Here is a 25,253-nt window from a genome sequence, read left to right as displayed (position 1 = left end):
TCAGCGGCCGATCGCGATCACGGGGTGGCGGTCGGGGTCGAGGCGGAACATCAGCGCGCGGACGAAGCCGCGCGGGGCGCTCACGCAGCCGGCGGTGGCCCCCGAGCCGTTGACGTGCAGGAAGATCCCGGCGCCACGGTGCCGGACCTGGCCGCGGTTGAAGCCGGTGACGATCGACCACTCGTACTGCCGACGGTAGTCCAGCAGCCGCTCGGAGCTGTTCTCGGCGCTGGGCGCGAGCCACCACCGGAAGCCGCCCCGGCTCTTGTTGCGGTAGCGGTTGTAGAAGTCGCTGCCGTTGTCCTCGACCCAGTAGTCGCCGCGGCGCACCCGGCGGTAGTCGAGGTCCCACGCGGCTTCGCGCGGGTGCATGCCGAACGCCGACAGCAGGCCGTAGCTGCCGAGCGGGGTCGTGCCGGTGCCCTGGTGCCGGTGCCGGCCGACCACGAGGCCGCCGTACCCGGTCCGGCCGTCGGTCGTCCGGAGCCGGTGCTCCCAGTGCCCGTCGGCCAGCACCCACCAGGTGACGCGGGCGCGGTAGCCGTGGGTGTGGTGGACCGTGACGACCTGCGTCGTGCCGGGGTGCAGGCGGACCGTGACCCCGTCGAGCCGGACGGCGTCCCGGGCGCCCGGGACACGGGGCTCCGTCGCACGCGCGTCGGCCGGCGCCGTGAGGAGGAGCGCGACGGTGAGGGTGGAGAGCACGAGGCGCTTCATGCGAGGAGGTCCTCCGGTGCCAGGTCGGAGCGGACGCCCTGGAAGGACGGCTGACGCAGGCGTTCGTACCCACGTCCGTGCGTGTCGATGTCGACGACCAGCACCGGCTCCAGCCAGTGGGTGCCGCGAGCGTCGACGGCGGGGACCTCGTCGGCGAACGGGCTGTCGTCGCGCGCGAGTCCGGCCACCTGCTCGGCCAGCGCCCGGGACTGCTTGGGCCCGATCCCGCTGCCCACCCGCCCGCGGTAGCGCAGGCCGTCCTCGGTGAGCTCCCCGACGAGGAGCGCGGCGAGCCGGTCGGTCGTGCCCTCCTGCGGGCGCCAGCCACCCACGACGTAGGAGAGCCGGTGCCGGTGCGGCAGCTTGAGCCAGTGCGGCGTGCGCTCGCCGAAGCGGTAGACGGAGGTGCGGCGCTTGCTGACGATGCCCTCCAGGCCCTGCTGGAGGGTCGCCTCGTGGAGCATCGCGCCGTCGTCGTACTGCGGCGGGACCTGCCAGGTGCTGTCGAGCCCGAGCGCCTCGAGTCGCGCGCGCCGGGTCTCGAGCGGCTCCGAGGTGAGGTCCTCGCCGTCGAGGCGGAGCAGGTCGAAGACCATGTAGACGGCCGGCACCCTCGTGGCGAGCCGCTCGGCCGTCGCCGCCTTCCGGACGTGCATCCGCTCCTGGAGGGTGCGGAAGTCGGGGACGCCGCGGTCGTTGAGGGCGATGATCTCGCCGTCGACGAGCAGGTCGCGGTCGCCGTACGGGCTGGAGGCGAGCTCGGGCCAGGCGACGGTGATGGCGTTCTCGTTGCGGCTGGTCATCCGCAGCACCCCGTCGCGGACCTCGGTGAGCGCGCGGACCCCGTCCCACTTCACCTCGTGCACCCAGGCGTCGCCCGGGGGGACGTGCTTGCCGGGGGTGGCGAGCATGGGGCGCATGCGGTCATCCTGCCTGACCGAGGACCGGTCCCGGTCGGTCCGACCGATGACTCCGGGCATTCCCATGAGTCACACTGGGCACCATCCGTGTCGGGGTCGACCCTCGACCGGCGTCGGCAGGAGGCAACATGCGAGCGATCTGGAAGGGCGCGGTGTCCTTCGGGCTGGTCAGCGTGCCCGTGAAGCTGTACGCCGCGACCGAGTCGCACGACGTGTCCTTCCGGCAGGTGCACGCCAAGGACGGCGGCCGGATCAAGTACCAGCGGGTGTGCTCGGTCGACGGCGAGGAGGTCGCGTACGCCGACATCGCCAAGGGCTACGAGACCGAGGACGGCGAGATGGTCATCCTCACCGACGACGACCTCGCCGAGCTCCCGTCGACCTCCTCTCGCGAGATCGCCGTCGAGAAGTTCGTGCCGACCGAGCAGATCGACCCGATGCTCTTCGAGAAGTCCTACTACCTCGAGCCCGAGAAGTCCGGGGCGAAGCCCTACGCGCTGCTGCGCCAGGCCCTGCTCGACGCCGACCGGATGGCCGTCGTCACCGTCGCGCTGCGGCAGCGGACGACGGTCGCGGTGCTCCGCGTGCGCGACGACGTGATCGTGCTCCAGACGATGATGTGGCCCGACGAGGTCCGCACCCCCGACTTCTCCGTCGAGACCGGCGACGTGAAGCCGGCCGAGGTGAAGATGGCGACGATGCTGGTCGAGACCCTCGCGGGCGACTTCGACCCCGCCGAGTTCGAGGACGACTACGCCGAGGCCGTCGAGGCCCTGGTCAAGGCGAAGATCGAGGGCGGCGAGATCAAGCGCACCGCCACCTCCACCAAGTCCTCCGGCGAGGTCGTCGACCTCCTCGCGGCGCTCCAGCGCTCCGTCGACGCGGCCAAGACCGCACGCGGCGAGACGTCCGCGTCGGCCGCCGACGACCAGGACGACGACGAGAAGCCGGCGAAGAAGGCGTCCTCGAAGAAGACCGCCGCCAAGAAGGCGCCGGCCAAGAAGGCCGCCGCGAAGAAGACCGCGTCGAAGAGCGCCGCCAAGAAGACGACGAAGAAGGCCGCCGCGCGCAAAGCCAGCTGAGGTCGGCTGAGGTCGGCTGCTGCCGGCGGCTTGCGGGTCGGCTGGGGTTGCGACCGACAGGCAGTGACGCGGGTGCGGCGGGGCTTCTGGTGGCGGCTGGCTTCTGGCTCGCGGGTTGGCTCTGGTTGCGACCGACAGGCAGCGACGCGGGTACGGCGGGCGGCGGGTCACGCTCGCCTCCCGGCTCGCGGCGCTTTGAACCGGTGGTCTCTCCCGCGAGCGCCAGCGAGCGTCGTCGAGACCCCGGAAGATGCGCGGGGCGGTGACTGTCGGCATCTCGCCGTGGTCTCGGGTTGCGACCGACAAGCAGCAACGACGGGTACGGCGGGCTTGGGGTTGCGGTTGCCTACCGGGTCACGGTCGGCGCTCCCGGTGGTTGAGGTGCGAGGAGCGCCAGCGACGAACCTCGAAACCACCACCAGCAACACCCCGACGATGATGCCGAATCGTTACCTTCGGTTGGCTCAGATCCCTGTGGATACAGGGGATTCTCGCCTCTGACTGTCGGTGGCGAGTGCTTGAGTAGACCCATGAACCAGCAGGCCGGCACCTTGACTCCAGAGTCGGTGCTGACTGCCGCCCAGGCCCGACACCGGGTCGCGGTCGAGGCCGAGATCGACCTGCTCGTCCTGGCCACCGACTGGGTCGTCCTGCACCCGGGCGAGCAGGTGGACACCTCGATCGAGTTCGGGATGCGGGACCTCCAGATCGCCGGCGACGGCGCCCCGACCATCGACGAGGCCGCGGTGGCGGAGTTCGCGCTCGCGGTCGGGAAGACCACCGACGCCGGCCGACTGTTCCTCGGTGACGCGGTGGAGCTGCGGCACCGATTGCCGCGGCTGTGGGCTCGGGTGGTCGCGGGTGAGGTGGCGGTGTGGAAGGCCCGCAAGGTCGCCCAGGCCACCACCAGCCTCCCGCCCGGCGCCGCGGCAGCCGTGGACCAGCGGCTCGCGTGGTGTGCGCACCGGTGCTCGTTCGCCGAGATCGAGCGGCAGGTCGAGAAGGCCCGCCTCGAGCACGACCCCGACGCCGCGGAGCAACGCCGGGTCGCGGCGCTGGAACGGCGCCGGTTCGACATCGACCTCGACCACGCCACCCCCGAGGGCCTCGTCCACGTCGAAGGAGAGCTCGACCTGGCGGACGCGGTCGCGCTGGAGGAGCAGATCCGGGCGAAGGCCGCGACCCTGGACCTCGACCTGCCGTTGAAGGTGCGCCGGTCGATGGCCGCCGGCCGGCTCGGCGCCGGTGACGAGGACACCACCGAGGTGGTGGTCTACGCCCACGTCCGTCCCGGCCAGGTGAGTGTGGACGTCGACAACACCCGGTCCTCGATCACCCCTGAGCACCTCAAGGTCTGGTGCCAGGCCGCCGGCACCAGGGTCACCGTGCGGCCCGTCATCGACCTGAACGCCGAGCTGTCCACCGAGACCTACCGGCCGACCGAGCTGATGAAGGAACAGATCGGTCTCCGCGACCGGCAGTGCTGCTTCCCCGGCTGCACCCGCCCCGCCCGCAGGTGCGACGCCGAGCACCAGGTCCCCTGGCCCGAAGGCCCCACCGCCTCCTCCAACCTGGCCCCCGCCTGTCGGACCCACCACCGCCTCAAGACCCACGCCGGCTGGGACTACCAGCGCACCGCCGGGGTCGGGTTCGTGTGGACGACCCCGATGGGCCGCACCTACGTCAGCCCGTTCGTCACCGAACCACCGCTCGCGCCCGCAGCGCGACATACCCGCTGACCAGGACCCCGCCGACCACCGCCGACGGGGTCAGAGCCATGTCCGCAGGCGTGCTCTGGGGCGGCGACCCGAGACCCACGACGACCGGTCGGACTCAGCGGCCCCGGGCGGCCTTGGAGTCCGGGAACATCCGGTCGAACCGGTGGAACAGCCGGTCGGCCAGGCGCGGGGCCACCAGGTTGAGAAGCTCGCCGATGTTGCCCGCGACGGTGTTGACGTTCGGTGGGCGCCGCTCGATGGCGCGGACCACGCGGGCGGCCGCCTGCTCGGGCGAGGCGCCGCGGCCGGCGTACGCCTCGGTGGGGGCGGACATCGCGGTGCGGACCAGCGAGAACCGCATGTTGGTGAAGGTGACGTTGTCGCCCCAGGTCTCGCGGGCGGCGACCCGGCTCCAGGAGTCGAGCGCGGTCTTGGAGGCGATGTAGGCACTGAACTTCGGCGCCTTCATCTGCACGCCCCAGGTGAGGACGTTGACGACGTGGCCGAGCCGCTGCTCCCGCATCGCCGGCAGCAGGCCGAGGGTGAGCCGCACCGGCCCGAAGAAGTTGATGGCCATGCTCCGCTCCACGTCGTGGAAGCGGTCGTAGCTCAGGGCCAGCGAGCGCCGGATCGAGCGCCCGGCGTTGTTGACCAGCACGTCGACCGCGCCGTGCTCGGCCAGCACCTGCGCCACCAGCGTGTCGATGGCGTCGAGGTCCGTCAGGTCGCAGGGGTACGACGACGCGCGGCCGCCGGCGGCCTCGATCTCCGCGCGGACCCGGTCGAGCTCGTCGGCGCGGCGGGCCACCAGCAGGACGGTCGCACCGCGCGCGGCGACGGCCCGCGCCGTCGCCTCGCCGATGCCCGAGGACGCGCCGGTGACCAGCACCGTGCGCCCCGGCAGGGCCAGCGCGCGCCGCACCTCAGGCGTCGCCGGCGAGGATCGGCCACGGCCGGGCCTGCTCGAGCTGGGCGGACAGGGCGAACAGGGTCGCCTCGTCGTCGGTGCGGCCGACGAGCTGGACCGCGACCGGGAGCCCGTCGGCCGCGGTGCCGCACGGCACGGACGCGGCCGGGTTGCCGGCGACGTTCCAGAGCGCGGCGTAGGCGATCGACGGCATCGACCGGAGCGCGGCCGTGACGGTGCCGACCCCGTCGAGCCGACCCACCCGCGGTGGCCGGTTCGCGATCGTCGGCGTGAGCAGGACGTCGACCTCGTCGAAGACCCGGTTGGCCTTCGCCGACACCTTCTCGGTCTGCGCGAGCGCCCACTCGAGCACCTTCGGTGTCACCCAGGCGCCCAGCCGGTAGGTCTCCCGGGTACGACGCTCGAGCCGGTCGGGGTGCTCCACCAGGTCCGCCTCGGTGCGGATGCCAGCGAAGAACTGCGGCACGAACGCGGCCGTCGGGTCCGGGTAGCGCGGGTCGACCTCGCGCACGTCGTGGCCGAGGTCGGCGAGCAGGGCGGCCGTCTCGCGCACCGCCTCGACGTGCACGGGGTCCGGACGCACCCCGACGCTGACGGCCTTGGTGCTCCACCCGATCCGCAGCCGGCCGGGGTCGCGTCCGACGGCGGCGGCGAACGGCTCGTCGCCGCCGGCGGTGTAGAGGTCGCCGGCGACGTTGCCGCGGATCGCGTCGTAGACGACCGCGCTGTCCATCACGCTCCGCGTCAGCGGTCCGGCGGTGCCGAGCGCCCACCACAGGTGCGGGTGCGGCGCCGTCGTGACCCGGCCGCGCTGCGGCTTGAGCCCGAACAGCCCGCAGCTCGCGCTCGGGATTCGGATCGAGCCGCCGCCGTCGCCACCCATCCCGACCGGCACCATGCCGGACGACACCGCGACCGCCGTGCCGCCGCTGGAGCCGCCGGGCGTGCGGGAGGTGTCCCACGGGTTCCGGGTGATGCCGCGCGAGGACGACTCGGTGAAGGGGAACGCCCCGAACTCCGGCATCGTCGACTTGCCCACGACGACCGCGCCCGCGGCGCGGAGCCGGCGCACGACCTCGGCGTCGGCGGTGACCGGCGTCGAGTTGGCCTCGCCGCCGAAGGTCGTCACCGTGCCGGCGACGTCGATCTCCTCCTTGATGACGACCGGGACGCCGTGCAGCGGTCCGGCCGACTCCCCCGCCGCGAGCGCCTCGTCGCGGGCCTGCGCCTCGGCGATCGCCTCGTCGACGAGCAGGTGGGACAGCGCGTTGAGGCCCCGGTCGCGCTCCTCGATCCGGCCGAGCGCCTGCTCGACCACGCCTCGTGCCGACACCTCGCCGCTGGCGACGAGGTGGGCGGTCTCGGCCACGCCGGCCCGAGCGAGATCGGTCATGCCCGGCACCCTACCGACGAGTCACATGTCGTTGCCGATGAACTCCGGATCCCCGCCCTCGGTGCTCAGGTCCCCCAGCCGCTCGCACGGTGCGGTGGACACGGGGCAGTCGTAGACGACGACCGGGCCGCCCTTCTCGAACGCCGCCGCGAGGACCGACCCGTCGGTGTCGATCGTGAAGAACGTCGCGCCGCGCGGGACGCCGAGCCGGAGCGGCTCGCCGCCGTCGGTCGGCTCCAGCGTGGGCGACCACGCGAGGACGTACTTCCCGTCGTGGGTGAGCTGGGAGTCGATCGCTCCCTTCACGAGGTCGAAGCGGGACGCGGCCGGGCCGTCCGGGACCGGTCCGTCGTAGAGCAGCGTGCCACCGCGCAGGTCCGCGACCCGGGTGTCCGAGCCGGCGAGCCGGGCCACGCTCCCGTCGGCGACGTCCCACGCCACGGTGCCGGAGCCGTCGCGGAGCAGCACGACGCCGTCGTCGAGCGCGTCGATGACGACGCCCTCCCCGGCCTCGCGGTGGGCGACCTCCTCGCCGGTGCCGGTGTCACGGACGACGACCGTCGGCCGGCCGTCGAGGACCGCGCCGTACGCGACCCACGGGTTGGCCGCGTCGGCCTTCGCGGTCGGCGTGAAGCCGCCCCGATCGGCGCCGGGCTCGAGCTCGCGGGACCGCCCGGACACGTCGAGCAGGAGCGGGACGCCGTGGTCGTAGTAGACGATCCCGTCAGGGGTGGCGGCCGCGTCGGTGTCGAGCCCCGCCAGGTCGCCGTAGGAGAAGGTCTGGCCGCCGAGGTGCAGCTCGACCCCCGGGTCGGCGTAGGCCCGCAGGCCCTCGCTGTAGTCCAGCCGCCCCAGTGGCTGGACGCCGCGCTCCTGGGCTGGGGCGGCGCCACCGTGCTGGAGGAGGAGCACGCCGACCACGGCCCCGGCCGCCAGCACCCCGACACCACCGGCCGCGGCCCGGCGGCCGGTGCGGATCCGACCGCCACGGCGTCGTACGCCGGCCAGGTCGCCGGTCGGGACCTCCACCCGCTCGAGCTCGTCGTGCAGCACCTCGCGCAGCGCCGTCGTCATGCCAGGTCTCCGTTCGGTAGGACCACCGCGCTGCGGCGGAGGTTGGCGAGAGCGGCGGACGCCTGCGACTTGACCGTGCCCGGCGAGCAGCCGAGCACCGCGGCGATCTCCCGCTCGGAGAGGTCCTCGTAGTAGCGCAGCACGATCACCGCGCGCTGGCGCACCGGCAGCTCCTGCACGGCGGCCCACACGACCTGCCGGTCGGCGACGCCGTCCTCGGGCGACTCGAACCGGCCGGCGAGCTCGGGCTCGGCCACCGGCCGCTCCCGCCGCCACCAGCCGCGGCGGCGGTCGCCGATGATCTCGTTGACGACCATCCGGCGCACGTAGGCCTCCGGGTGGTCGGCGGCCGTCACCCGCCGCCACGACGCGAACGCCCGGGCGTACGCCGCCTGGAGGGCGTCCTCCGCCGAGGCCGCGTCGCCCGCGACGGCGTACGCCGTGCGGAACAACCGCGGCCAGGTGGCACGGAAGAACTCGTCGAAGTCGTCCCCAGGTGCGCCCACACCCCACAGATGCCCCCGGTGCTCTCGCGGGTTGTCCCGGGGCGGCACCTTTCTCAGCCGGTGGACAGCAGGCCACGCACCACGCGCAGGCCGACCGAGAGCCGCGCCAGGTCGGCGTGGTCGTCGGCGCAGATCTCGCCGAGGGTCTCGGCCGCCCGCGGGATGAGGACCGCGTTGTCGTCCTCCCAGGCCGAGATCCGCCGCGGAGCCGGCTCGTCGGCGGACGTGGTGGCGAGCACCCGCGCGGTGAGCTGCGCGTGCACGGCGTGCAGGTCGTCGCGCAGCGCCGCCCGGGCCATCGTCTGCCACCGGTCCGCGCGCGGCAGGCCGAGGATCCGCTGCACCAGGGCGGTCAGCCCGAGCCGCTCGCCGAGCGTGAAGTGCACGCGTGCCACCTCCGCCGGGTCGAGGTCCTCACGCAGCGCGATCTCCACGACGTTGAGGAGCATGTACGACGGCGGCAGGACCGCCACCCGCGACGCGAGGTCCTCGGGGACGCCCTCGCCGACCAGCTTGTCGCGACGGGCCTGGAAGGCTGCCAGCTCGCGACCGGTGATCAGCTCGGGGAGCACGGCCATCACCTGCTGCACCGGCGCGGTGAACTGGTCGACGGTGCCCTGGCTGTCCAGCGGCGGCCGCCGGTTGTTGACGAGCCAGCGCGAGGCCCGCTCGACCAGGGTGCGCATCTCCAGGCGCATCCGGGTCTGCACGGCGGCGTCGAGCTTGTTGTCCCACGACGCCAGCTCCTCGCGCATCGGCAGCGAGCCGAAGATCTCGCGCGCCACGAAGTTCGCGCGGGCCAGCTCGGCCGGCGAGACGCCGGTCTCGCCCGCGAGCCGCGGGACGAAGGTCAGGCCGGCACCGTTGACCAGGTCGTTGACGACCTGGGTCACGATGATCTCGCGGCGCAGCGGGTGCTCGTGCACCTGGCGCTCGAAGCCCTCGCGGACCGGGCGCGGGAAGTAGGAGCGCAGGTCCTGGTCGAAGTAGTGGTCGTCCGCGACCTCGGAGGACTCCAGCAACTGCTCGGCCAGGACGATCTTCGTCCAGGACATCAGGACTGCGATCTCGGGCGCCGAGAGCCCCTCGCCGTTGTCCAGCCGGCGCCGGACCTCCTTGCGGTTCGGCAGCCCCTCCAGCTCGCGGTCGAGCACCCCGTCGCGCTCCAGCGACCTGATCCAGTCCTCGTGGACGTGCATCAACGACGGCGCGTGGGCGACGGCGTTGGCCAGGGCGAGGTTCTGCTCGTAGTTGTCGCGCAGCACCAGGGCGGCGACCTCGTCGGTCATCTCCGCGAGCAGGTGGTTGCGCTGCTCCTCGGTGAGGTCCCCGTCCTTCACGACCCGGTCGAGCAGGATCTTGAGGTTCACCTCGTGGTCGGAGGTGTCGACACCGGCCGAGTTGTCGATGAAGTCGGTGTTGATCCGGCCGCCGCGCCGGGAGGCGTCGGAGCGGCCCCGGCCCTCGCGGGCGTACTCGATGCGGCCGAGCTGGGTGAGGCCGAGGTTGCCGCCCTCGCCGACCGCGTGGGCGCGCAGGTCGCGGCCGTCGACGCGGATCGCGTCGTTCGCCTTGTCCCCCGCGTCCGCGTGGGTCTCGGTCGACGCCTTCACGTAGGTGCCGATGCCGCCGTTCCACAGCAGGTCGACCGGCGCGAGCAGGATCGCACGCATCAGCTCGGCCGGGGTCATCGACACCACGTCGGCGTCGAGGCCGAGCGCGCGCCGGACCGGCTCGCTGATGGTGATCTTCTTCAGCGAGCGCGAGTACACGCCGCCGCCCTCGGAGATCACGTCGTGGTCGTAGTCCTGCCAGCTCGACCGCGGCAGCTCGAAGAGCCGCTTGCGCTCAGCGTACGACGTCGTGGGGTCGGGGTCGGGGTCGAGGAAGATGTCGCGGTGGTCGAAGGCCGCGACCAGCTTGATGTGCTCGGAGCACAGCATCCCGTTGCCGAACACGTCACCGGACATGTCGCCGATGCCGACGCAGGTGAAGTCCTCGGCCTGGGAGTCGATCCCCCGCTCGCGGAAGTGCCGCTGCACCGAGACCCAGGCGCCGCGGGCGGTGATGCCCATCGCCTTGTGGTCGTAGCCGACCGACCCGCCGCTGGCGAACGCGTCGCCCAGCCAGAAGCCGTACGACTTCGCGACCTCGTTGGCGATGTCGGAGAACGTCGCGGTGCCCTTGTCGGCAGCGACGACGAGGTAGGAGTCGTCGCCGTCGTGGCGGACCACGTCCTGCGGCGGCACGGTCCGCCCGTCGACGAGGTTGTCGGTGATGTCGAGCAGGCCGGAGATGAAGGTCCGGTAGCAGGCCACACCCTCGGCCAGCCACGCGTCCCGGTCGGAGGAGTCGGGGAGCTGCTTGCAGAAGAAGCCGCCCTTCGCCCCCACCGGCACGATCACGGTGTTCTTCACCATCTGCGCCTTGACCAGCCCGAGCACCTCGGTGCGGAAGTCGTCGCGGCGGTCCGACCAGCGCAGGCCACCGCGGGCGACCGCACCGAAGCGCAGGTGCACGCCCTCGACCCGCGGCGAGTAGACGAAGATCTCGTAGCGGGGCTTGGGCTGGGGCAGGTCGGGGATGCCCGACGGGTCGAGCTTGAAGGAGATGTAGGAGCGCGGTCCGCCGTCGGGCGCCTGCTGGTAGTAGTTCGTGCGCAGGGTGCCCTTGATGTGGGCGAGGTAGGACCGCAGGATCCGGTCGTGGTCGAGGCTGGCGACGCCGTCCAGCGCCCTCTCGATGCGGGCCTCGACCTTCTCCGCGCGGCTGAGGTCGGCCGTGGGGTCGAACCGGACCTCGAAGAGCAGCACCAGCAGCCGGGTGATGTCGACGTTGAAGCGCAGCGCGTCCTGGATGTAGTCGAGGGCGAACGGCGAGTTCCCCTGGCGCATGTACTTGGCGTAGGCGCGCAGCACCGTCGCCTGTCGCCAGGTCAGCCCGGCACCGAGGACCAGGGCGTTGAACCCGTCGATCTCGTTGTGCCCCTCCCAGATCGAGCGGATCGCGTCCTGGAACAGCTCGCCGGAGTCGTCGGGCAGCGCCCGGGCGTAGCGCAGCCCGAACTCGTAGATGTACGTCGGACGCTCCAGCCCGTCGAGCTGGTAGGGCCGCTCATCGACGACCTCGACGCCCATCGACGACAGCATCGGCAGCACGTGGGAGAGCGAGAGCGGCGAGCCGATCCGGTAGACCTTCAGCCGCGCCTCGCCCTGGCCGGCGTCGAGGTCCTGGTAGAGCGACAGGTCGATGCCGCCGCTCTCACCGACCGTCAGGGACTCCAGCCGTCCCAGGTCGACCGCGCCGGTGGCCGGCGGGAAGTCCTCCTTGTAGGCCTCCGGCAGCGAGTCCGCGTAGCGCCGGGCGAGCCGGGCACCGACCTGCTCGTCGTACTGGCTGAGCACGGCGCTGACGAAGTCGTCGCGCCAGGAGCGGGACGCCTCGGCCATCCGGCGCTCGAGGTCGGCGGCGTCGACCTCGAGGGTGGACGCGCCCTTCGGCGGGTGCACGACGAAGTGGACGCGCGCGGTCGTGGACTCGGTCAGCCGCACGGTGAACTCGACCGAGTCCCCGCCGAGCTGCTCCTTGAGGATCTGGACGAACCGCTCCCGGACCGCGGTGTTGTAGCGGTCGCGAGGCAGGTAGACGAGCACCGAGACGTAGCGGCCGTAGGTGTCGCGGCGGATGAAGAGCTTCAGCTGGCGCCGCTCCCGGGCGTGCATCGCCTGCTCGGCCATCGGCGCGAGCTCGTCGACGGTGGTGTGGAACAGCTCGTCGCGCGGGTAGGTCTCGAGGGTGTCCATGAGCGCCTTGCCGTCGTGGCTGTCGGGCGCGAACCCGATCCGCTTCAGGACCAGCTCGGCGCGGTCGCGCAGCAGCGGGATGCGGGTCAGGGACTCGGTGTAGGCGGCACTGGAGTAGAGCCCGAGGAAGCGGCGCTCGCCGACGACCTCGCCGTCCTCGAACTTCTTGACGCCGACGTAGTCGAGGTACGCCGGGCGGTGCACCGTCGAGCGCGAGTTCGCCTTCGTCAGCACCAGCACGGTCTTCTCGCGCGCCTTCGCCGCCGCCGCGGCCGGCAGCTGTCCGGCCTGCGCCATGTCCGGGTCGGCGCGCAGGATCCCGAGCCCGGTGCCCGGCACGGCGCGCAGGCACTCCCCGCCGTCGCGGCGCTCGAGGGAGTACTCGCGGTAGCCCAGGAAGGTGAAGTGCTCTTCGGCCAGCCACTGCAGCAGGTCGCGGGCGCGGTGCACCTCGTCGACGTCCACGCCCTCGGGCGGCTCGGTCGTGAGCTCGTGCACGATGTCGGCGATCTGGGCGTGCATCTTCGGCCAGTCCTCGACCGCCTCGCGGACGTCGCGGAGCACCCGCTGGATCGCGGCCTCGATCGCGGCGACGTCCTCGCCCTCGGTCAGCCGGTCCATCTCGACGTGCATCCACGACTCGCGGCGCGTGGTGCCCTTCTCGTCGACGTCCTCGTCGGGGCCCGCCCCCTCGGCCACCGGCCGGACCTGCTGCAGGGCGCCGGTGATGTCGCGGGTGACGTCCAGGAGCGGGTGCACCACCAGGTGCACGTCGTGCAGCTCGCGGGAGAGCTCCATCGTCAACGAGTCGACGAGGAACGGCATGTCGTCGACGACGACCTCGACCACCGAGCGCCCGTCGGCGGACCACCCGTCGTCGGCGGTGGTGGGGGTGAACACGCGCACCCGGGCCGTGCCCTGGGGCCGGTGGGACGCGAGCCCGTAGTGCGAGGCGACCGCGCCGTAGAGGTCCTCGCTGCTCCGCGAGGTCAGGTCCTCGACCGCGACGTGGCGGTAGTAGGCCCGGACGAGCGTGTCGACCGTGTCGTCCGGCGGACCGCCCGGGTCCCTCCGGGACCGGGCCAGCTCGATGGCTCCTGAGAGGAGGGTGGACAGGTCCTGCTCACGCGTCGACGTTGACACCCTCCGACACTAGAACCCCGGACCACCTACCAGCCAGTCACCCCCCGGCCAGCCGCTCAGAGCTGGCTGCGCAGGTCCCAGAGGAGCGGGTAGTACTGCACCGGGAGACGCGAGCGCAGGTAGGTCGAGCCGCTCGAGCCACCGGTCCCGGACTTGCTCCCGATCATCCGCTCGACCATCACGACGTGCCGGGCGCGCCAGCCCGCGGCGAGCTCGTCGTGCTGCAGCAGCGCCTCCCCGAGGGCCCACACCACGGCGTAGGTGTCCCGGTCGTGGGCCACGGTCCGCATCGACGCGGACACCTCCGCGTCGTTCCCGGCGGGGAGCCCGGAGGACGCGAGCACCGCGACGAACGCGTCCCAGAGCGTGGGCTCGGCGAGCCGGGCGTCGAGACGCGCCTGCTCGGTGGCGGTGATCCCCTTGAACCGCCGGAGGTAGGCAGCGTCCTTGGCCCCCGACAGGAACTCCAGCTCGCGGAACTGGACCGACTGGAAGCCGCTCGCCGGCGCGAGGCGCTGGCGGAACTGGAGGAAGTCCTGCGGGGTCATCGTCTCCAGCACGTCGACCTGCTGGACGAGCACCCGCTCGATGACGTGCGCGCGGGTCATCAGGTGCTGCGCCCACCAGAGCCGGCCGCCCTCGACCCCGCGCAGCATGGCGTCGCGCGCCGAGGTCAGCTCGTGCAGCAGCTGCTTGAACCACAGCTCGTAGACCTGGTGGATCGTGATGAAGAGCAGCTCGTCGTGCGCCGGCGGGTCGGACTCCAGGTGCTGGGAGTCGAGCAGCTGCGGCAGCCGGAGGTAGGAGCCGTAGGTCAGCTGCGCTCCCTGCTCTCCGAAGGATACGAACGTCTCGTCGGTCATGACCTGAGACTATGGCCGCATGAAGTTCCGACACGAGATGACGTACGACGCCTCCCCCGCCGAGGTCTTCGAGATGCTGGCGGACCCCGGCTTCCGCGAGGCCTCCGCCGCCGCCCAGGACGTGATCTCGGCCGACGTGGTCCTCGAGAGGGACGGCAACAAGTTCGAGCTCACGGTCGACCAGATGCAGCGCACCGACGACCTGCCGTCCTTCGCCCGTACCTTCGCGGGCCACTCGACCCACGCGATCCAGCGCGAGTCGTGGGCGGACACGACCGGCGGCACCCTGCAGATCGACACGCCCGGCAAGCCCTCGACGCTGATCGGGACGATCACCCTGCGCCCCGAGGGCTCCGGCACCCGCGAGATCGTCGAGCTCGAGATCAAGGTCAAGCTCCCGCTCATCGGCGGCAAGCTCGAGAAGCTGCTCGGCGAGAAGGTCGCCGCGGGCATGGACGCCGAGCACGAGGTGGGCGTCACCTGGCTCGCCGGCGGGCGCTGATGGCCACCCGGCTCATCCACGACATCACCTACGACGCCCCGCTCGACCAGGTCTCGGCGATGCTCGGGGACGCCGCGTTCCGCGAGGACGTCTGCGCCTACCAGCGGGTGCTGAGCTCCTCGGTCGACGTCGAGGAGCACGCCGACGGCACCCGCACCGTGGTCGTCGAGCAGGTGCAGCCCGCCCGGGGCATCCCGTCGTTCGCGAAGAAGTTCGTCGGCGACGAGATCGACATCGTCCAGCGCGAGGAGTGGACCTCCGCCGATGCCGCCGAGCTGCACGTGACGATCCCCGGCAAGCCGGGCGAGATGATCGGCACGATCCGGCTCGAGGAGCGTGACGGCCGGACGACCGAGACCGTCGACGTGCTCATCAAGGTCCACGTGCCGCTGGTCGGCGGCAAGATCGAGGGCCTGATCGCCGAGCTGCTGCGCAAGGCGCTGGACGCCGAGAACGCCGTCGGGCGCGGCTACCTCTCGGCCTGAGAGCCACCCTCGAGCCCGTCGGGGCCCTCGAGCTGCTCGGCGCGCGCGTCCTGGCGGCGGCGCACCCACACGACCGCCGCCAGGACGAGGAACGGGCCGAAGGCCAGGACCAGGGTCAGGGCCTTCTCCGCCGGGTGCAGGGCACCCAGGTGCAGCAGGATCACCCGAGGTACGGGTAGCGGTAGTCGGTCGGCGGGACGAAGGTCTCCTTGATCGACCGCGGCGAGGTCCAGCGCAGCAGGTTGACCGCCGCGCCCGCCTTGTCGTTGGTCCCGGAGGCCCGGCCGCCGCCGAACGGCTGCTGGCCGACGACGGCGCCGGTGGGCTTGTCGTTGATGTAGAAGTTGCCGGCCGCGAAGCGCAGCTCGCGCTGGGCCCAGGCGATCGCCCGGCGGTCCTGGGCGATGATCGAGCCGGTCAGGGCGTACGGCGCGATCGACTCCATCCCGCGCACGACCTTCTCGAAGTCGGCGTCGTCGTAGACGTGGACGGCCAGGATCGGGCCGAAGTACTCGGTCGTGAACATCTGGTCGGTCGGGTCGGTGGACTCCACGACCGTCGGGTGGACGAACCAGCCCACCGAGTCGTCGACCCGGCCGCCGGCGATCACCTCGAGCTTCTTCTGCCGCTTGGCGCGGGTGATCGCGGCCTTGTGCTTGGCGAACGCCCGGTCGTCGATGACCGCACCCATGAAGGTGGTGAAGTCGGTCGGGTCGCCGACGGTGATGGTCTCGATCTCGGCGAGGAAGGAGTCCTTCATCTTCTTCCACACCGAGCGGGCGACGTACGCCCGGGACGCGGCCGAGCACTTCTGGCCCTGGAACTCGAAGGCGCCGCGGATCATCGCGGTGCGGACCACGCCCGGGTCGGCCGACGGATGGGCGACGATGAAGTCCTTGCCGCCGGTCTCGCCGACGATGCGGGGGTAGGAGCGGTAGTTCTCGATGTTGTTGCCGACCTCGCGCCACAGGTGCTGGAAGGTCGGCGTCGAGCCGGTGAAGTGGATGCCGGCCAGGTCCGGGTGGGCCAGCGCGACCTGCGAGACCTCGAGCCCGTCACCGGGCAGCATGTTGATGACGCCCGGCGGCATCCCCGCCTCCTCCAGCAGCTCCATCGTCAGCGACGCGGCCAGCTGCTGGGTGGGCGACGGCTTCCAGATGACGGTGTTGCCCATCAGCGCCGGGGCGGTCGGCAGGTTGCCGGCGATCGCGGTGAAGTTGAACGGGGTGATCGCGTAGACGAAGCCCTCGAGCGGCCGGTGGTCCGTGCGGTTCCACACGCCGGGGCTGTTGGCGATCGGCTGGTCGGCGAGGATCTCGCGCGCGTAGTGGACGTTGTAGCGCCAGAAGTCGATGAGCTCGCAGGCGGCGTCGATCTCGGCCTGGAACGGCGTCTTCGACTGGCCGAGCACGGTGGCGGCGTTGAGCCGCTGGCGCCACGGGCCGGCGAGCAGGTCGGCGGCCTTGAGCAGGATCGCCGCCCGGTCGTCGAAGTCCAGCGCCCGCCACTCCGGCGCCGCGTCGGCCGCGGCCTTGACGGCGGCGCGGGCGTCGGCCTGGGTGGAGTTCTTCAGGGTGCCGAGCACGTGCTGGTGGTCGTGGGGCTGGACGACCTGGATCTCCCGGCCGCCCCCGGCCTTCCACCGCCCGCCGATGTAGGCGCGCAGGTTCTTCTGCTCCTTCTCGAGGCGCTCGATCTCGACGTGCAGCGCGTCGCGCTCGGGGGTGCCCGGTGCGTAGGTCAGGTTCGGCTCGTTGGTGGGAGCCGGCGGGGTGGTGACAGCGTCCATGCCAGCGAGGGTAGCGAGCACAAGGGCCCGGGGCCGAGCCGGTACGTCCTGCCCCGGGAGTGGTGCATTCGTACCGGGTCGCCACCGGTCGTAGTCCTCTAGTGACCAGCGCCCTACGCCCGTGCTCGGCACGCCCTGGCCGGAGGAGGCTTCAGGTGTCAGATCGACCACACCCAGAAGCCACCGAGGAGGTGACCTTCGATGAGTACCACCCCCCAGCAGATCATTGTCGGAGTCGACGAACGGCCGCAGACCGCGAAGGTCGTCGCCTGGGCGGCGCGGGAGGCCGTCCTCCGCCGGTCCTCGATCCTGCTCGTCCACGCGGTCGGCAGCCAGGTGGCCACCCACCTCGACATCGGCGAGGACCTCGGCACCGTCATCAACCGGGCGTCGGCCGACGGCCAGCGGATCATCGACCGCGCCCGCGCCGAGATCCGCGCCCTGGCCCCCGGGCTCACCGTCGAGGACTCGGTCAGCCTCAGCACCTCCGCGACCGCGCTGGCCAACGTCGGCTCGGTCGGGTCGATGGTCGTCGTCGGACCGCGCTCGGGTCGGGCCGGATCCACGCTGGACGGTCTCGGGGTCCAGCTGGACGGCGACCTCGGCTGCCACCTCGTCGGACAGAGCCCCGCGGGGTGGTGGGCTTTGAGGTGATCCTCGGTGCCTACTCGCCGGCCTCGATGGCGGCGATGTGTCCAGTATCGCTGTCGGGGTAGAGCAGCGCCATGGATCCCTCGGATAGGTAGCGGCGGTCACCGGTTGCCATTCGTGCATGCATGTCTGCCAGCACGGCTCCGACGAGCCTGATGACGGCGGCGGGGTTGGGGAAGATCCGACCCGCGCGGGCGCGCTTGATCTCCTTGTTGACCTCGTTCGAGCGGGTTGGTGGACCAGATCTTCTGCCAGTGCGCCCGCGGGAACGCGGTGAACGCGCACCTCGGCCTTGGCGTCGTCCATCAGCGGCCCGATCTTGGGAACGACTTGGCGAGCTGGTCGCGGACCTCGTCCCACGCGGTGCTGACGGCCTCGGCGTCGTCGGGGCTGGGCGAAGACCGTGCATACCACCGCGCCGCGACCATGTCGGTGTGGGACTTGGGCACGTGCGCGAGCAGGTTGCGGGCGAAGTGGACCCGGCACCGCTGGTGTCCGGCGCCCTGGAAGGACCGCTTGAGTGCCTTGACCAGCCCGGAGTGCTGGTCTGAGATCACCAGCCGCATGTCGTGCAGGCTCTGCTGCTTGAGCGCGACCAGGAAGCCGCGCCAGAAGGTCTCGTCCTCGCTGTCGCCGACGTCGAGTCCGAGGACCTCGCGGGAGCCGTCGGCAGCGATCCCGGTGGCCACGACCACGGCCATGGACACCACTTGGCCGGTGGCATTGCGGACGTTGAGGTAGTCGCGTCGAGGTAGACGCGGAACTCGGTGTGCTCCAGGGACCGGGGTGCGGAACGCGTCTACCTGTTCGTCGAGGCCGGCGCAGATCCGGGACACCTCGACTTGCTGATCCCGGCGTCGACGCCCATGGCTTCGACCAGCTCGTCCACGGCGCGGGTCGAGACACCGTGGACGTAGGTCTCCATCACCACCGCGTACAGCGCCTGGTCGATGGCGCCGCGGTTCCAGGATGACCAGGAAGAACGACCCTTGCGGAGCTTGGGGATCGTAGCTCGACATCACCGGCCTTGGTCGACAGCATCGAGGCCGTTGTTGATGCGGTCGGTGACCCGATCCGGGTGCGTTCGTGCAGGTGCTGCGCCGATCCTCCTCGGTCGCTTCGGCTTCGATCAGCTCCACCGGCGCGACGCCAGGCCGATTCACGGTCGAGTCCATGTCCTTGCGCAGGAACGCCTCGAGCAGCTCGAACAGGGCCGAAGTTGCAGACTGGGGCAAGGCCATCGGTGGATCTCCTTCAGTGTGTTGCTTGGTCGTTTCACACCGAAGATCCCGCCGGTGGCCGCCTACGTCAGCACGCCTCGCCGGTGAACCTCAAACCCCACCACTCCCTGGGACGCCTACCCTCGTCGAGGTCACGGCCGCGCCGACCGCCGACGGGGTGCTCGCGATCAGCGACGGCACCGTCTGGGCGATGCCGATCCTCGACGCCGCCTTCGAGCTGGCCGCCCTGCACGGCCTGTCGCTCACGGTGGTGCACTGCCCCGAGCCGGACGCCGACCCCGGCCTCCAGCGCTTCCTGCGCACGGTGCTCACCGACCAGGTCCACCAGCTGATCGACTGCTACCCGACCGCCGAGGTCGACCTCGTCACCGAGCCCACCGCCGTGCGGGCCGCGCTCGCCGCCGCCCCGGCCACCGCCTCCCACGTGGTGGCGGACGCCGCCCTCGTCGACGAGCTCCCGCAGACCTGCGTGCGCATGCTCGTCCACACCGAGCGCCGGCCCGAGGTCGTCGACGAGCCGGCCCCGGCGCCGACCCAGGTCGGCGGTGCCCGCCGCGAGCGGACCGACGTCACCGCCGAGCTCGAGTCGTGGTGGCAGCTGCCCGCCGCCGAGCCGGCCGTCAAGCCGGCCCTGGTCCGGGTGCGTCGCCGGCACCTGCGCCGCTTCGGCTCCGAGGCCTGACCCGGCCGGTCAAAACAGGTCCGGGACCTCCTGGGTCGCGAACCACGCCAGGTCCTCGTCCGGGTCGGCGCCGGCCGGCCGGTCCTCGACGTCGGCGTGCACGGCGACCACCTCGCGCCACGGCACCGCGGCGCCGACGGCCGGCTCGGCCGCCAGGTCGGCCACCACGACCACGCGTCGCCCGGCGCCCGCGAGCTGGACAGCCGAGGCGTCGGCGGCGGTCATGAGCGCGGCGTACTCGGCGTCCTCGCTGTCGTCCTCGGCGACCACCGCCCCGTCGGGCACGAGCACCGCTCCGGCGGCGTGCTGCTCGGCGAGCAGGGCGAGCGTCGTCGGCAGGTAGATCCTCACCGAGGCTCGTCCTTGCCGGGTGCCTTCGCGGGTGCCTTCGCGGGTGCCTTGCGCCGGCGCCGTCCGCGCGGTGCCCGGGTCCGGCCGCCGGTGGCGGAGTCGAGCAGCTCGTCGAGCGACTCGCGCAGGCACGGCCCGAGCAGGTCGGCGTCCGGGAGCATGTCGCGGTCGGCCGTGAGGCCGTAGTAGACGTGGCCGTCGTACGACGTCACGCCGATCGCCAGCGGGTGTCCCTCGAGCAGCGGCGGGACCGGGTAGGTCTCGAGCATCCGGGCCCCGGCGGCGTACAGCGGCGCCTGCGGTCCGGGCACGTTGGTGACGTTGAGCTGGTAGGAGCGGCGCTCCCGCGCGGCGAGCCGCGAGCCGATCGCGTGGAAGGTGGCCGGCGCGAAGCCCGAGATGCTCGTCAGCCGGCTGGCCGCGACGGCCCGGCCGGTCTCCTTGTGCGCCTGGAAGGAGTAGGAGACCTGGTGGAGCCGCACGACCGGGCTGGGCTCGCGGACCGGCAGGTCGACGAAGTGCGCCGCGATCTGGCTGCCGAGCGAGGTGGCCTCCATCTCGTCGTCGATCACCGAGATCGGCACCACGGCGCGCACCTCGCTCACCCCGTGCATCGACTCGGAGCGGGTCAGCAGCCAGGCACGCAGCGCGCCGGTGATCGTCGCGAGGATGACGTCGTTGACGGTGCCGCCGTGCGCCTCCCGGATCTTGCGGTGGTCGGCCAGGTCGGTGCGCACCGCGACGACGCGGCGCTGCTGCGACAGCGGGCCGATGATCGGCGAGCCCGCGGACGGCGTGCGGTTGGCCAGGGCGTCGAAGACCCGCCCGGCCGAGCGGGCGGTGTCGGCGACGCCACGCAGCACCGACCCGGTGGTGGTGCGGGCCGTGGCCGCGACCGTGGCGGGGTCGGTCAGCGAGTCGTGGACGGCGCCGGCCATCAGCCCGAAGGGTGACGGGTGGCCGCGAGGACGCCAGTCGTCGGTGCCGAGCTCCTTGGGCTCGGGCGACTTGTCCAGCAGCACCTGGCCGAGGTCGACGGTGTGCATGCCGTCGACGAGGACCTGGTGGGACTTCGAGAGCAGCGCCACCCGGCCGTGGGCCAGGCCCTCGACGAAGTAGATCTCCCACAGCGGCCGGCTGCGGTCCAGCGGACGCGAGACGATGCGCGCCACCAGCTCGCGCAGCTGGTCGTGGCTCCCCGGGCGGGGCAGCGCGGACCGGCGTACGTGGTAGCCCAGGTCGAAGTGGTCGTCGTCGACCCACAGCGGGTTCGCGAGCCGGCCCGGCACGGTCTGGATCCGCTGCCGGTAGCGCGGCACGAAGGAGAGCCGCTCCTGGACCAGGCGCACCAGCTGGGGGTAGTCGAAGCCGGACTGACCCGGGTCGAAGATCTCCACCGTGGCGTTGTGCATCGGCGTCGACGCCGACTCCTCGGCGAGCAGGGCCACGTCCCGCGGGCGGAGCCGCTCGCTCATGGTGCCGCCTCTCGTCGCATCACCGGGGTCACGTACCGACGGTTGGTATCACATGCGATTCTGACAGACGTCACGGACCGATCCGGTCACCTCCCCCCGAGCAGAAGGGCCCCGAGATCATGCGCCGAGCGCTGGCCAGCCTGACCCTCCTCGTGTGCGCGGCGGCGCTCGGCGCCTGCGGCGGCTCCGAGTCCGACGGAGGGCTCGGCGCCGACCCCAGCGCCGGCTCGGGCACCGAGCCGAAGGTCATCGACGTCACGGTCGAGGGTGACTCGGTCACCCCGAGCGGCGAGCGTGTCGAGGTGGAGGTCGGCCAGCCGGTCACCCTGCACGTCACCGCTGACGCCCCCGGCGAGATCCACGTCCACTCCAGCCCCGAGCAGGAGCTCGAGTACGAGCAGGGCGAGACCGACCTGGAGCTCACCCCGATCACCACGCCCGGCACCGTCGACGTCGAGTCGCACACGCTGGACAAGGTGATCGTGCAGCTCGAAGTCAGCTGAGGTGGCCACCGACGGCATCACCCTCGCCCACGGGATCGGCGGGGCCAAGGACCTGCCGATCTCGCCCGAGCTCGCGATCGCCGGTGCGACCGCCGCCCTGGTCATCTCGTTCACGGTCCTCGCGGTCGCCTGGCGCAACCCCCGGTACGACGCCGCGACGAGCGGCCGGCCCGCACCCGCGTGGCTGGCCCGGGTGGTCGACTCCGTCGGGTGGCGCGCGCTGTGGCGCACCGTCGGGATGCTCATCGCCCTCTTCACGGCGATGGCCGCGATCTTCGGCAAGGACCTGGTCATCAACCCCGCCCTCGGGATCTTCTACGTGTGGTGGTGGGTCGGGCTGGTCCCCCTCTCGATGCTCCTCGGCCCGGTCTGGAAGGCGATCAGCCCCGGGCGCACGATCAACCTGCTGTTCGCCAAGGTCGCCGGCGGCGACCCCGAGCGCGGCCTGCTGACCTATCCGGAGCGGCTCGGCCACTGGCCGGCCGCGCTCGGGCTGTTCGCGTTCGTGTGGATGGAGCTGGTCTACCCCTACTCCACCGAGCTCGGTCCGGTGCGGCTGTGGTGTGCGGGGTACGTCGCCGCGATGCTCGTGGGCGGCGCGGTCTTCGGCAACGTCTTCTACGAGCGCGCCGATCCCTTCGAGGTCTACTCCACGCTCGTGTCCCGGATCTCGGTCTGGGGCCGGCGCGGGGACCTGCTCGTGGTCCGCAGCCCGCTGGCCAACCTCGACACCACGCCGGTGCTGCCCGGCCTGCTCGCCGTCGTGTCGGTGCTGTTCGGCAGCACCGCGTTCGACTCGTTCAAGGACTCCACGCGGTGGGTCCAGTTCGTGCAGGGCAGCTCGGTGTCGTCGTACCTGCTCAACAACCTGGCCCTGCTGACGTTCTGCGTCGGCGTCGGCCTGGTCTTCGCGGTGGGCTGCGTGCTGACCGGGCTGGGCGACGACCTGCGGCGCCGCGAGCTGCCCAACCTGTTCGCGCACTCGGTGGTGCCGATCATCGGCGGCTACATCATCGCCCACTACCTCAGCTACCTCGTCGAGGTCGGCCAGCTGACCCTCATCCAGGCCAGCGACCCGTTCAGCAATGGCAGCAACTGGTTCGGGACCGGCGACCTGACGGTGAGCTACTGGCTCAGCCTCCACCCCACGCTGCTCGCCGACATCAAGGTGCTCGCGGTCGTGCTGGGCCACGTGCTTGGTGTGGTCGCCGCCCACGACCGCGCGATCCGGGTGCTCCCGAAGCGGCACCAGCTGACCGGTCAGCTGCCCCTGCTGTTCGCGATGATCGCGTTCACGGTCGGGGGCCTGTACCTACTGTTCGCTGCGTAGCCCGGCCGGCAGGCCACCGGACGTCATGCGCCCCGGTCGCCGGGGCAGCCGGACCGGATGACGTGCCGGCGCTCACCTGCCGCTGGTCGCGGGGCTCGCCGCGAGGACCGCGTCGGCCACGCGCGCGACGGCCCGGCCGAGCGGGGAGTCGCCGAGCTCGGCCAGGGTGCGGCCGGCGACCAGGGCACGGTCGACGGTCGGCTGGTCGTCGGGCAGGAAGTGCAGCCCGGCCGGCCGGGCGAAGCCGGCCACCATGCCGGCGATGTCGCGCTCGGACCAGCCGAGCGTCGGGCGCATCCGGTTGACGACCACGTGCACCGGCCGCCCGCCCAGCACCTCCCGGACCTGCACCAGCCCGCGTGCCAGCCGGGACAGCCCGACCGGGTCGGCGCCACCCACCACGACGACCTCGTCGGCCACGTCGAGGGCGCCGAGGGTGAGCTGGTTGCGCCCCGGTCGGGTGCCGTAGTCCGAGCCGGGGTCGTCCTCGAGGCTGAACCCGGTGTCGACCACCACCTCGCCCTGCGCTCGGGCCACCTCGAGCAGGTGCTCCACGGTGCCCGCCCGGACCTCGACCCAGCGGTCGCCGCGGGGCAGCCCGGTCACCACGCTGAGCCGGTCGTCGAGGCCCCGCTGGACCGATCCGAACCGCTCCTCCAGCTGGCCCGCCGACGCCAGCCGGGCCGCGGACAGCAGCCCCGAGACCTCGTCGAGGATGCCGAGCTGCTGCGCGACGGCGCCGCCGTAGGGGTCCGCGTCGACGAGGACGGTACGACGGCCGCGGCGTGCCACCTCGGCCGCGAGCCCGGTCGCGAGCGTGGTGCGACCCGGGGCGCCGGCGGGGCCCCAGACCGCGACCACCCGTCCCGGGCTGACCGGCCCCACCGCGCCGGTCGGCGGCGGTGGCGGGGGTCCGTCGGGCTGCGGCACCCGGACCGCGGTCTCGGGCGACTCCTCGTCGAGGACGGCGCCGGCGAGCGCGTCGAGGTCGTCGTCGGTGACCACCCGGGCGATGCCGGTGCGGGCGGCGCGGAGCCGGGCACCGTCGAGCGTGGCGCCGCCTGCGGCGATCGCGACCGGCCGGACGCCGTGCTTGCGGAGCAGGTCGACCGCGCTCCGGTCCAGCCCGGGCGAGTCCAGGCCGAGGACGGCGACGTGGGCCTGGCCCGCGGTGGCGGCCGCCAGCAGGTCGTCGACGTCGACGCACCGCTTGAGCAGCACGATGCGGGGGTGCTCGCCGAGGCGTTCGAGCACCGCCGGCTCCCAGGCCGCCCCGCTGGCGACCACGATGACGAGGGTGGGCTCAGCCATGGCGGAGGACGGTCAGGACCGGCTCGCGGACCCGGCCGACCTGCTCCAGGAACTCGGCGGCGTCGTCCGCGGGCACCGCGAGCACCAGCTGGCGGCGGCCGGTCGCGGACCCGAACGAGGTCGCCGGGCCGGGCGCGTCGACGACGGTCGCGCCGGTCAGCACGGCGCCGGCCCGGGAGCCGGCGAGGTAGATGTCGACCACGGACCCGGACCCGACCGACGGCGGCACCAGCTCGGCGTCGACGGCGACGGGCAGCTCGACGGCGTCGGCCGGCGCCCCGCTGCTGCCGACCGCCGCCCGCGGCAGCAGCTCGCCCGCGCCGACGCCGCGCACCAGGCGCAGCTCGGACGGCAGCTCGTCGTCGACGGTGAAGTAGCCGGCCAGGTCGGCGCCGTCCGCGAAGCGGACCCGGTGCGCGACGAGGTCGCCCGGGTCCAGCCGGGCACCCGGACCGGCGTCGGTGGAGACCGCCCACACCGCGACGGTGTCGTCGGCCGAGGCGAGCAGCCGGGCGCCGGCGACGACCGACACCGCCACGAGGAGCAGCCCGACCCACAGCCGCGGGTCGCGCCACGCGGACCGCGTGGCCCGGGTGGCGGCCGGCACGGCACCGGCCTCCGCCGCCGCGGAGGCGCGCTCTGCCGGCGCCGGCCGACGGGCCGGCGTCCGGGTCGTGCCGAGACTCACGCGGTCATTGTGGCCGGTGCCCGGCGCACCGAAACCCGTCCTCCACAGGCGGCGGGGCGCCCGCGCCGGCCGGTCCCGCCAGGTGCGACGATGGGCCC

General features: G+C 72.5%; 22 protein-coding genes and 2 pseudogenes. 8 read left to right on the top strand and 16 right to left on the bottom strand.

Annotated elements, in window-relative coordinates; all coding sequences use genetic code 11:
* Both ACILQ5_RS05320 and ligD read right to left on the bottom strand, forming a co-directional pair.
* A complete protein-coding gene (locus ACILQ5_RS05320) occupies nucleotides 1-717 on the bottom strand; it encodes a hypothetical protein (RefSeq protein ID WP_395656928.1) in 717 nt (238 codons plus the stop codon).
* On the bottom strand, nucleotides 714-1,637 hold the full coding sequence (ligD, locus tag ACILQ5_RS05315; RefSeq protein WP_395656927.1) for a non-homologous end-joining DNA ligase: 924 nt from the start codon (nucleotides 1,635-1,637) through the stop codon (nucleotides 714-716). The genes ACILQ5_RS05320 and ligD overlap by 4 nt, the downstream gene beginning before the upstream one ends.
* 128 nt (nucleotides 1,638-1,765) lie before the next feature.
* Between ligD and ACILQ5_RS05310 the strand changes: the two genes are divergently transcribed.
* Together ACILQ5_RS05310 and ACILQ5_RS05305 are read left to right on the top strand one after the other, a co-directional pair.
* The gene (locus ACILQ5_RS05310) at nucleotides 1,766-2,719 is read left to right on the top strand and encodes a Ku protein (RefSeq protein WP_395656926.1); all 954 of its coding nucleotides are present in this window, start codon (nucleotides 1,766-1,768) and stop codon (nucleotides 2,717-2,719) included.
* A gap of 530 nt (nucleotides 2,720-3,249) precedes the next feature.
* Nucleotides 3,250-4,458 (top strand): DUF222 domain-containing protein, encoded by a 1,209-nt coding sequence (locus ACILQ5_RS05305; RefSeq protein WP_395656925.1) that lies wholly within the window; start codon nucleotides 3,250-3,252, stop codon nucleotides 4,456-4,458.
* 94 nt (nucleotides 4,459-4,552) lie between these two features.
* Here the strand turns inward: ACILQ5_RS05305 and ACILQ5_RS05300 are convergent, their stop codons facing one another.
* The 6 genes from ACILQ5_RS05300 to ACILQ5_RS05275 are packed head-to-tail and all read right to left on the bottom strand — an operon-like array spanning nucleotide 4,553 to nucleotide 14,147.
* On the bottom strand, nucleotides 4,553-5,359 hold the full coding sequence (locus ACILQ5_RS05300; protein WP_395656924.1) for an SDR family NAD(P)-dependent oxidoreductase: 807 nt from the start codon (nucleotides 5,357-5,359) through the stop codon (nucleotides 4,553-4,555).
* Nucleotide 5,360: 1 nt separating this feature from the next.
* Nucleotides 5,361-6,758, bottom strand: coding sequence for an amidase (locus tag ACILQ5_RS05295; protein ID WP_395656923.1), 1,398 nt, complete (start codon nucleotides 6,756-6,758; stop codon nucleotides 5,361-5,363).
* A 21-nt stretch (nucleotides 6,759-6,779) separates the two neighbouring features.
* Nucleotides 6,780-7,832 carry a hypothetical protein gene (locus tag ACILQ5_RS05290; RefSeq protein ID WP_395656922.1) on the bottom strand — a complete coding sequence of 351 codons (1,053 nt, stop codon included), beginning with the start codon at nucleotides 7,830-7,832 and terminating at the stop codon, nucleotides 6,780-6,782.
* A complete protein-coding gene (locus ACILQ5_RS05285) occupies nucleotides 7,829-8,338 on the bottom strand; it encodes a SigE family RNA polymerase sigma factor (protein WP_395656921.1) in 510 nt (169 codons plus the stop codon). The genes ACILQ5_RS05290 and ACILQ5_RS05285 overlap by 4 nt, the downstream gene beginning before the upstream one ends.
* Nucleotides 8,339-8,391: 53 nt before the next feature.
* Nucleotides 8,392-13,284, bottom strand: a complete 4,893-nt coding sequence (locus tag ACILQ5_RS05280; RefSeq protein WP_395656920.1) for an NAD-glutamate dehydrogenase — start codon at nucleotides 13,282-13,284, stop codon at nucleotides 8,392-8,394.
* Between the two features lie 56 nt (nucleotides 13,285-13,340).
* Entirely contained in the window at nucleotides 13,341-14,147 is an 807-nt protein-coding gene (locus tag ACILQ5_RS05275) for a tryptophan 2,3-dioxygenase family protein (protein WP_395656919.1), read from the bottom strand.
* A gap of 19 nt (nucleotides 14,148-14,166) precedes the next feature.
* Between ACILQ5_RS05275 and ACILQ5_RS05270 the strand changes: the two genes are divergently transcribed.
* Together ACILQ5_RS05270 and ACILQ5_RS05265 are read left to right on the top strand one after the other, a co-directional pair.
* Nucleotides 14,167-14,649 carry a DUF2505 domain-containing protein gene (locus ACILQ5_RS05270; protein ID WP_395656918.1) on the top strand — a complete coding sequence of 161 codons (483 nt, stop codon included), beginning with the start codon at nucleotides 14,167-14,169 and terminating at the stop codon, nucleotides 14,647-14,649.
* On the top strand, nucleotides 14,649-15,134 hold the full coding sequence (locus ACILQ5_RS05265; protein WP_395656917.1) for a DUF2505 domain-containing protein: 486 nt from the start codon (nucleotides 14,649-14,651) through the stop codon (nucleotides 15,132-15,134). The genes ACILQ5_RS05270 and ACILQ5_RS05265 overlap by 1 nt, the downstream gene beginning before the upstream one ends.
* On the opposite strand, the gene ACILQ5_RS05260 is transcribed toward ACILQ5_RS05265, so the two are convergent.
* Nucleotides 15,119-15,298: a hypothetical protein gene (locus ACILQ5_RS05260; protein ID WP_395656916.1), complete on the bottom strand. Its 180-nt coding sequence runs from the start codon at nucleotides 15,296-15,298 to the stop codon at nucleotides 15,119-15,121. The two genes, ACILQ5_RS05265 and ACILQ5_RS05260, sit on opposite strands and share 16 nt — an antisense overlap.
* Complete coding sequence (gene pruA / locus ACILQ5_RS05255) at nucleotides 15,295-16,923, bottom strand: L-glutamate gamma-semialdehyde dehydrogenase (protein WP_395656915.1); 1,629 nt, start codon at nucleotides 16,921-16,923, stop codon at nucleotides 15,295-15,297. Before pruA ends, ACILQ5_RS05260 begins: the two co-directional genes overlap by 4 nt.
* A 201-nt stretch (nucleotides 16,924-17,124) precedes the next feature.
* Between pruA and ACILQ5_RS05250 the strand changes: the two genes are divergently transcribed.
* Nucleotides 17,125-17,577, top strand: coding sequence for a hypothetical protein (locus ACILQ5_RS05250; protein WP_395656914.1), 453 nt, complete (start codon nucleotides 17,125-17,127; stop codon nucleotides 17,575-17,577).
* Between the two features lie 160 nt (nucleotides 17,578-17,737).
* Here the strand turns inward: ACILQ5_RS05250 and ACILQ5_RS05245 are convergent.
* Nucleotides 17,738-17,983, bottom strand: a pseudogene (locus ACILQ5_RS05245) (hypothetical protein); the annotation flags it as partial.
* A pseudogene (locus ACILQ5_RS05240) lies at nucleotides 17,880-18,526 on the bottom strand (transposase). The pseudogenes ACILQ5_RS05240 and ACILQ5_RS05245, both read right to left, overlap by 104 nt.
* 446 nt (nucleotides 18,527-18,972) lie before the next feature.
* Between ACILQ5_RS05240 and ACILQ5_RS05235 the strand changes: the two are divergent.
* Nucleotides 18,973-19,497, top strand: coding sequence for a hypothetical protein (locus ACILQ5_RS05235; RefSeq protein ID WP_395656913.1), 525 nt, complete (start codon nucleotides 18,973-18,975; stop codon nucleotides 19,495-19,497).
* Between the two features lie 9 nt (nucleotides 19,498-19,506).
* On the opposite strand, the gene ACILQ5_RS05230 is transcribed toward ACILQ5_RS05235, so the two are convergent.
* Both ACILQ5_RS05230 and ACILQ5_RS05225 read right to left on the bottom strand, forming a co-directional pair.
* On the bottom strand, nucleotides 19,507-19,848 hold the full coding sequence (locus ACILQ5_RS05230; RefSeq protein WP_395656912.1) for a DUF6912 family protein: 342 nt from the start codon (nucleotides 19,846-19,848) through the stop codon (nucleotides 19,507-19,509).
* The gene (locus tag ACILQ5_RS05225) at nucleotides 19,845-21,323 is read right to left on the bottom strand and encodes a wax ester/triacylglycerol synthase family O-acyltransferase (RefSeq protein ID WP_395656911.1); all 1,479 of its coding nucleotides are present in this window, start codon (nucleotides 21,321-21,323) and stop codon (nucleotides 19,845-19,847) included. The genes ACILQ5_RS05230 and ACILQ5_RS05225 overlap by 4 nt, the downstream gene beginning before the upstream one ends.
* A gap of 119 nt (nucleotides 21,324-21,442) precedes the next feature.
* On the opposite strand from ACILQ5_RS05225, the gene ACILQ5_RS05220 reads away from it, so the two are divergent.
* Both ACILQ5_RS05220 and ACILQ5_RS05215 read left to right on the top strand, forming a co-directional pair.
* Nucleotides 21,443-21,826 (top strand): hypothetical protein, encoded by a 384-nt coding sequence (locus ACILQ5_RS05220; protein WP_395656910.1) that lies wholly within the window; start codon nucleotides 21,443-21,445, stop codon nucleotides 21,824-21,826.
* Between the two features lies 1 nt (nucleotide 21,827).
* A complete protein-coding gene (locus tag ACILQ5_RS05215) occupies nucleotides 21,828-23,156 on the top strand; it encodes a hypothetical protein (RefSeq protein WP_395656909.1) in 1,329 nt (442 codons plus the stop codon).
* A gap of 72 nt (nucleotides 23,157-23,228) precedes the next feature.
* Here ACILQ5_RS05215 and ACILQ5_RS05210 read toward each other — a convergent pair whose 3' ends face one another.
* Nucleotides 23,229-24,467 (bottom strand): CpaE family protein, encoded by a 1,239-nt coding sequence (locus ACILQ5_RS05210; RefSeq protein WP_395656908.1) that lies wholly within the window; start codon nucleotides 24,465-24,467, stop codon nucleotides 23,229-23,231.
* The gene (locus ACILQ5_RS05205) at nucleotides 24,460-25,155 is read right to left on the bottom strand and encodes a hypothetical protein (RefSeq protein WP_395656907.1); all 696 of its coding nucleotides are present in this window, start codon (nucleotides 25,153-25,155) and stop codon (nucleotides 24,460-24,462) included. The genes ACILQ5_RS05210 and ACILQ5_RS05205 overlap by 8 nt, the downstream gene beginning before the upstream one ends.
* Nucleotides 25,156-25,253: the final 98 nt, after the last annotated feature.

The organism is Nocardioides sp. (assembly GCF_044226305.1).
Taxonomy (GTDB): domain Bacteria; phylum Actinomycetota; class Actinomycetes; order Propionibacteriales; family Nocardioidaceae; genus Nocardioides.
This window is presented reverse-complemented; position numbering and strand designations above follow the sequence as displayed.

Excerpts from the sequence above, each read along its gene's own strand:
- ACILQ5_RS05320 (WP_395656928.1), bottom strand. The coding sequence starts at position 717 with ATGAAGCGCCTCGTGCTCTCCACCCTCACCGTCGCGCTCCTCCTCACG.
- ligD (WP_395656927.1), bottom strand. The coding sequence starts at position 1,637 with ATGCGCCCCATGCTCGCCACCCCCGGCAAGCACGTCCCCCCGGGCGAC.
- ACILQ5_RS05310 (WP_395656926.1), top strand. The coding sequence starts at position 1,766 with ATGCGAGCGATCTGGAAGGGCGCGGTGTCCTTCGGGCTGGTCAGCGTG.
- ACILQ5_RS05305 (WP_395656925.1), top strand. The coding sequence starts at position 3,250 with ATGAACCAGCAGGCCGGCACCTTGACTCCAGAGTCGGTGCTGACTGCC.
- ACILQ5_RS05295 (WP_395656923.1), bottom strand. The coding sequence starts at position 6,758 with ATGACCGATCTCGCTCGGGCCGGCGTGGCCGAGACCGCCCACCTCGTC.
- ACILQ5_RS05290 (WP_395656922.1), bottom strand. The coding sequence starts at position 7,832 with ATGACGACGGCGCTGCGCGAGGTGCTGCACGACGAGCTCGAGCGGGTG.
- ACILQ5_RS05275 (WP_395656919.1), bottom strand. The coding sequence starts at position 14,147 with ATGACCGACGAGACGTTCGTATCCTTCGGAGAGCAGGGAGCGCAGCTG.
- ACILQ5_RS05270 (WP_395656918.1), top strand. The coding sequence starts at position 14,167 with ATGAAGTTCCGACACGAGATGACGTACGACGCCTCCCCCGCCGAGGTC.
- ACILQ5_RS05265 (WP_395656917.1), top strand. The coding sequence starts at position 14,649 with ATGGCCACCCGGCTCATCCACGACATCACCTACGACGCCCCGCTCGAC.
- pruA (WP_395656915.1), bottom strand. The coding sequence starts at position 16,923 with ATGGACGCTGTCACCACCCCGCCGGCTCCCACCAACGAGCCGAACCTG.
- ACILQ5_RS05250 (WP_395656914.1), top strand. The coding sequence starts at position 17,125 with ATGAGTACCACCCCCCAGCAGATCATTGTCGGAGTCGACGAACGGCCG.
- ACILQ5_RS05225 (WP_395656911.1), bottom strand. The coding sequence starts at position 21,323 with ATGAGCGAGCGGCTCCGCCCGCGGGACGTGGCCCTGCTCGCCGAGGAG.
- ACILQ5_RS05220 (WP_395656910.1), top strand. The coding sequence starts at position 21,443 with ATGCGCCGAGCGCTGGCCAGCCTGACCCTCCTCGTGTGCGCGGCGGCG.
- ACILQ5_RS05210 (WP_395656908.1), bottom strand. The coding sequence starts at position 24,467 with ATGGCTGAGCCCACCCTCGTCATCGTGGTCGCCAGCGGGGCGGCCTGG.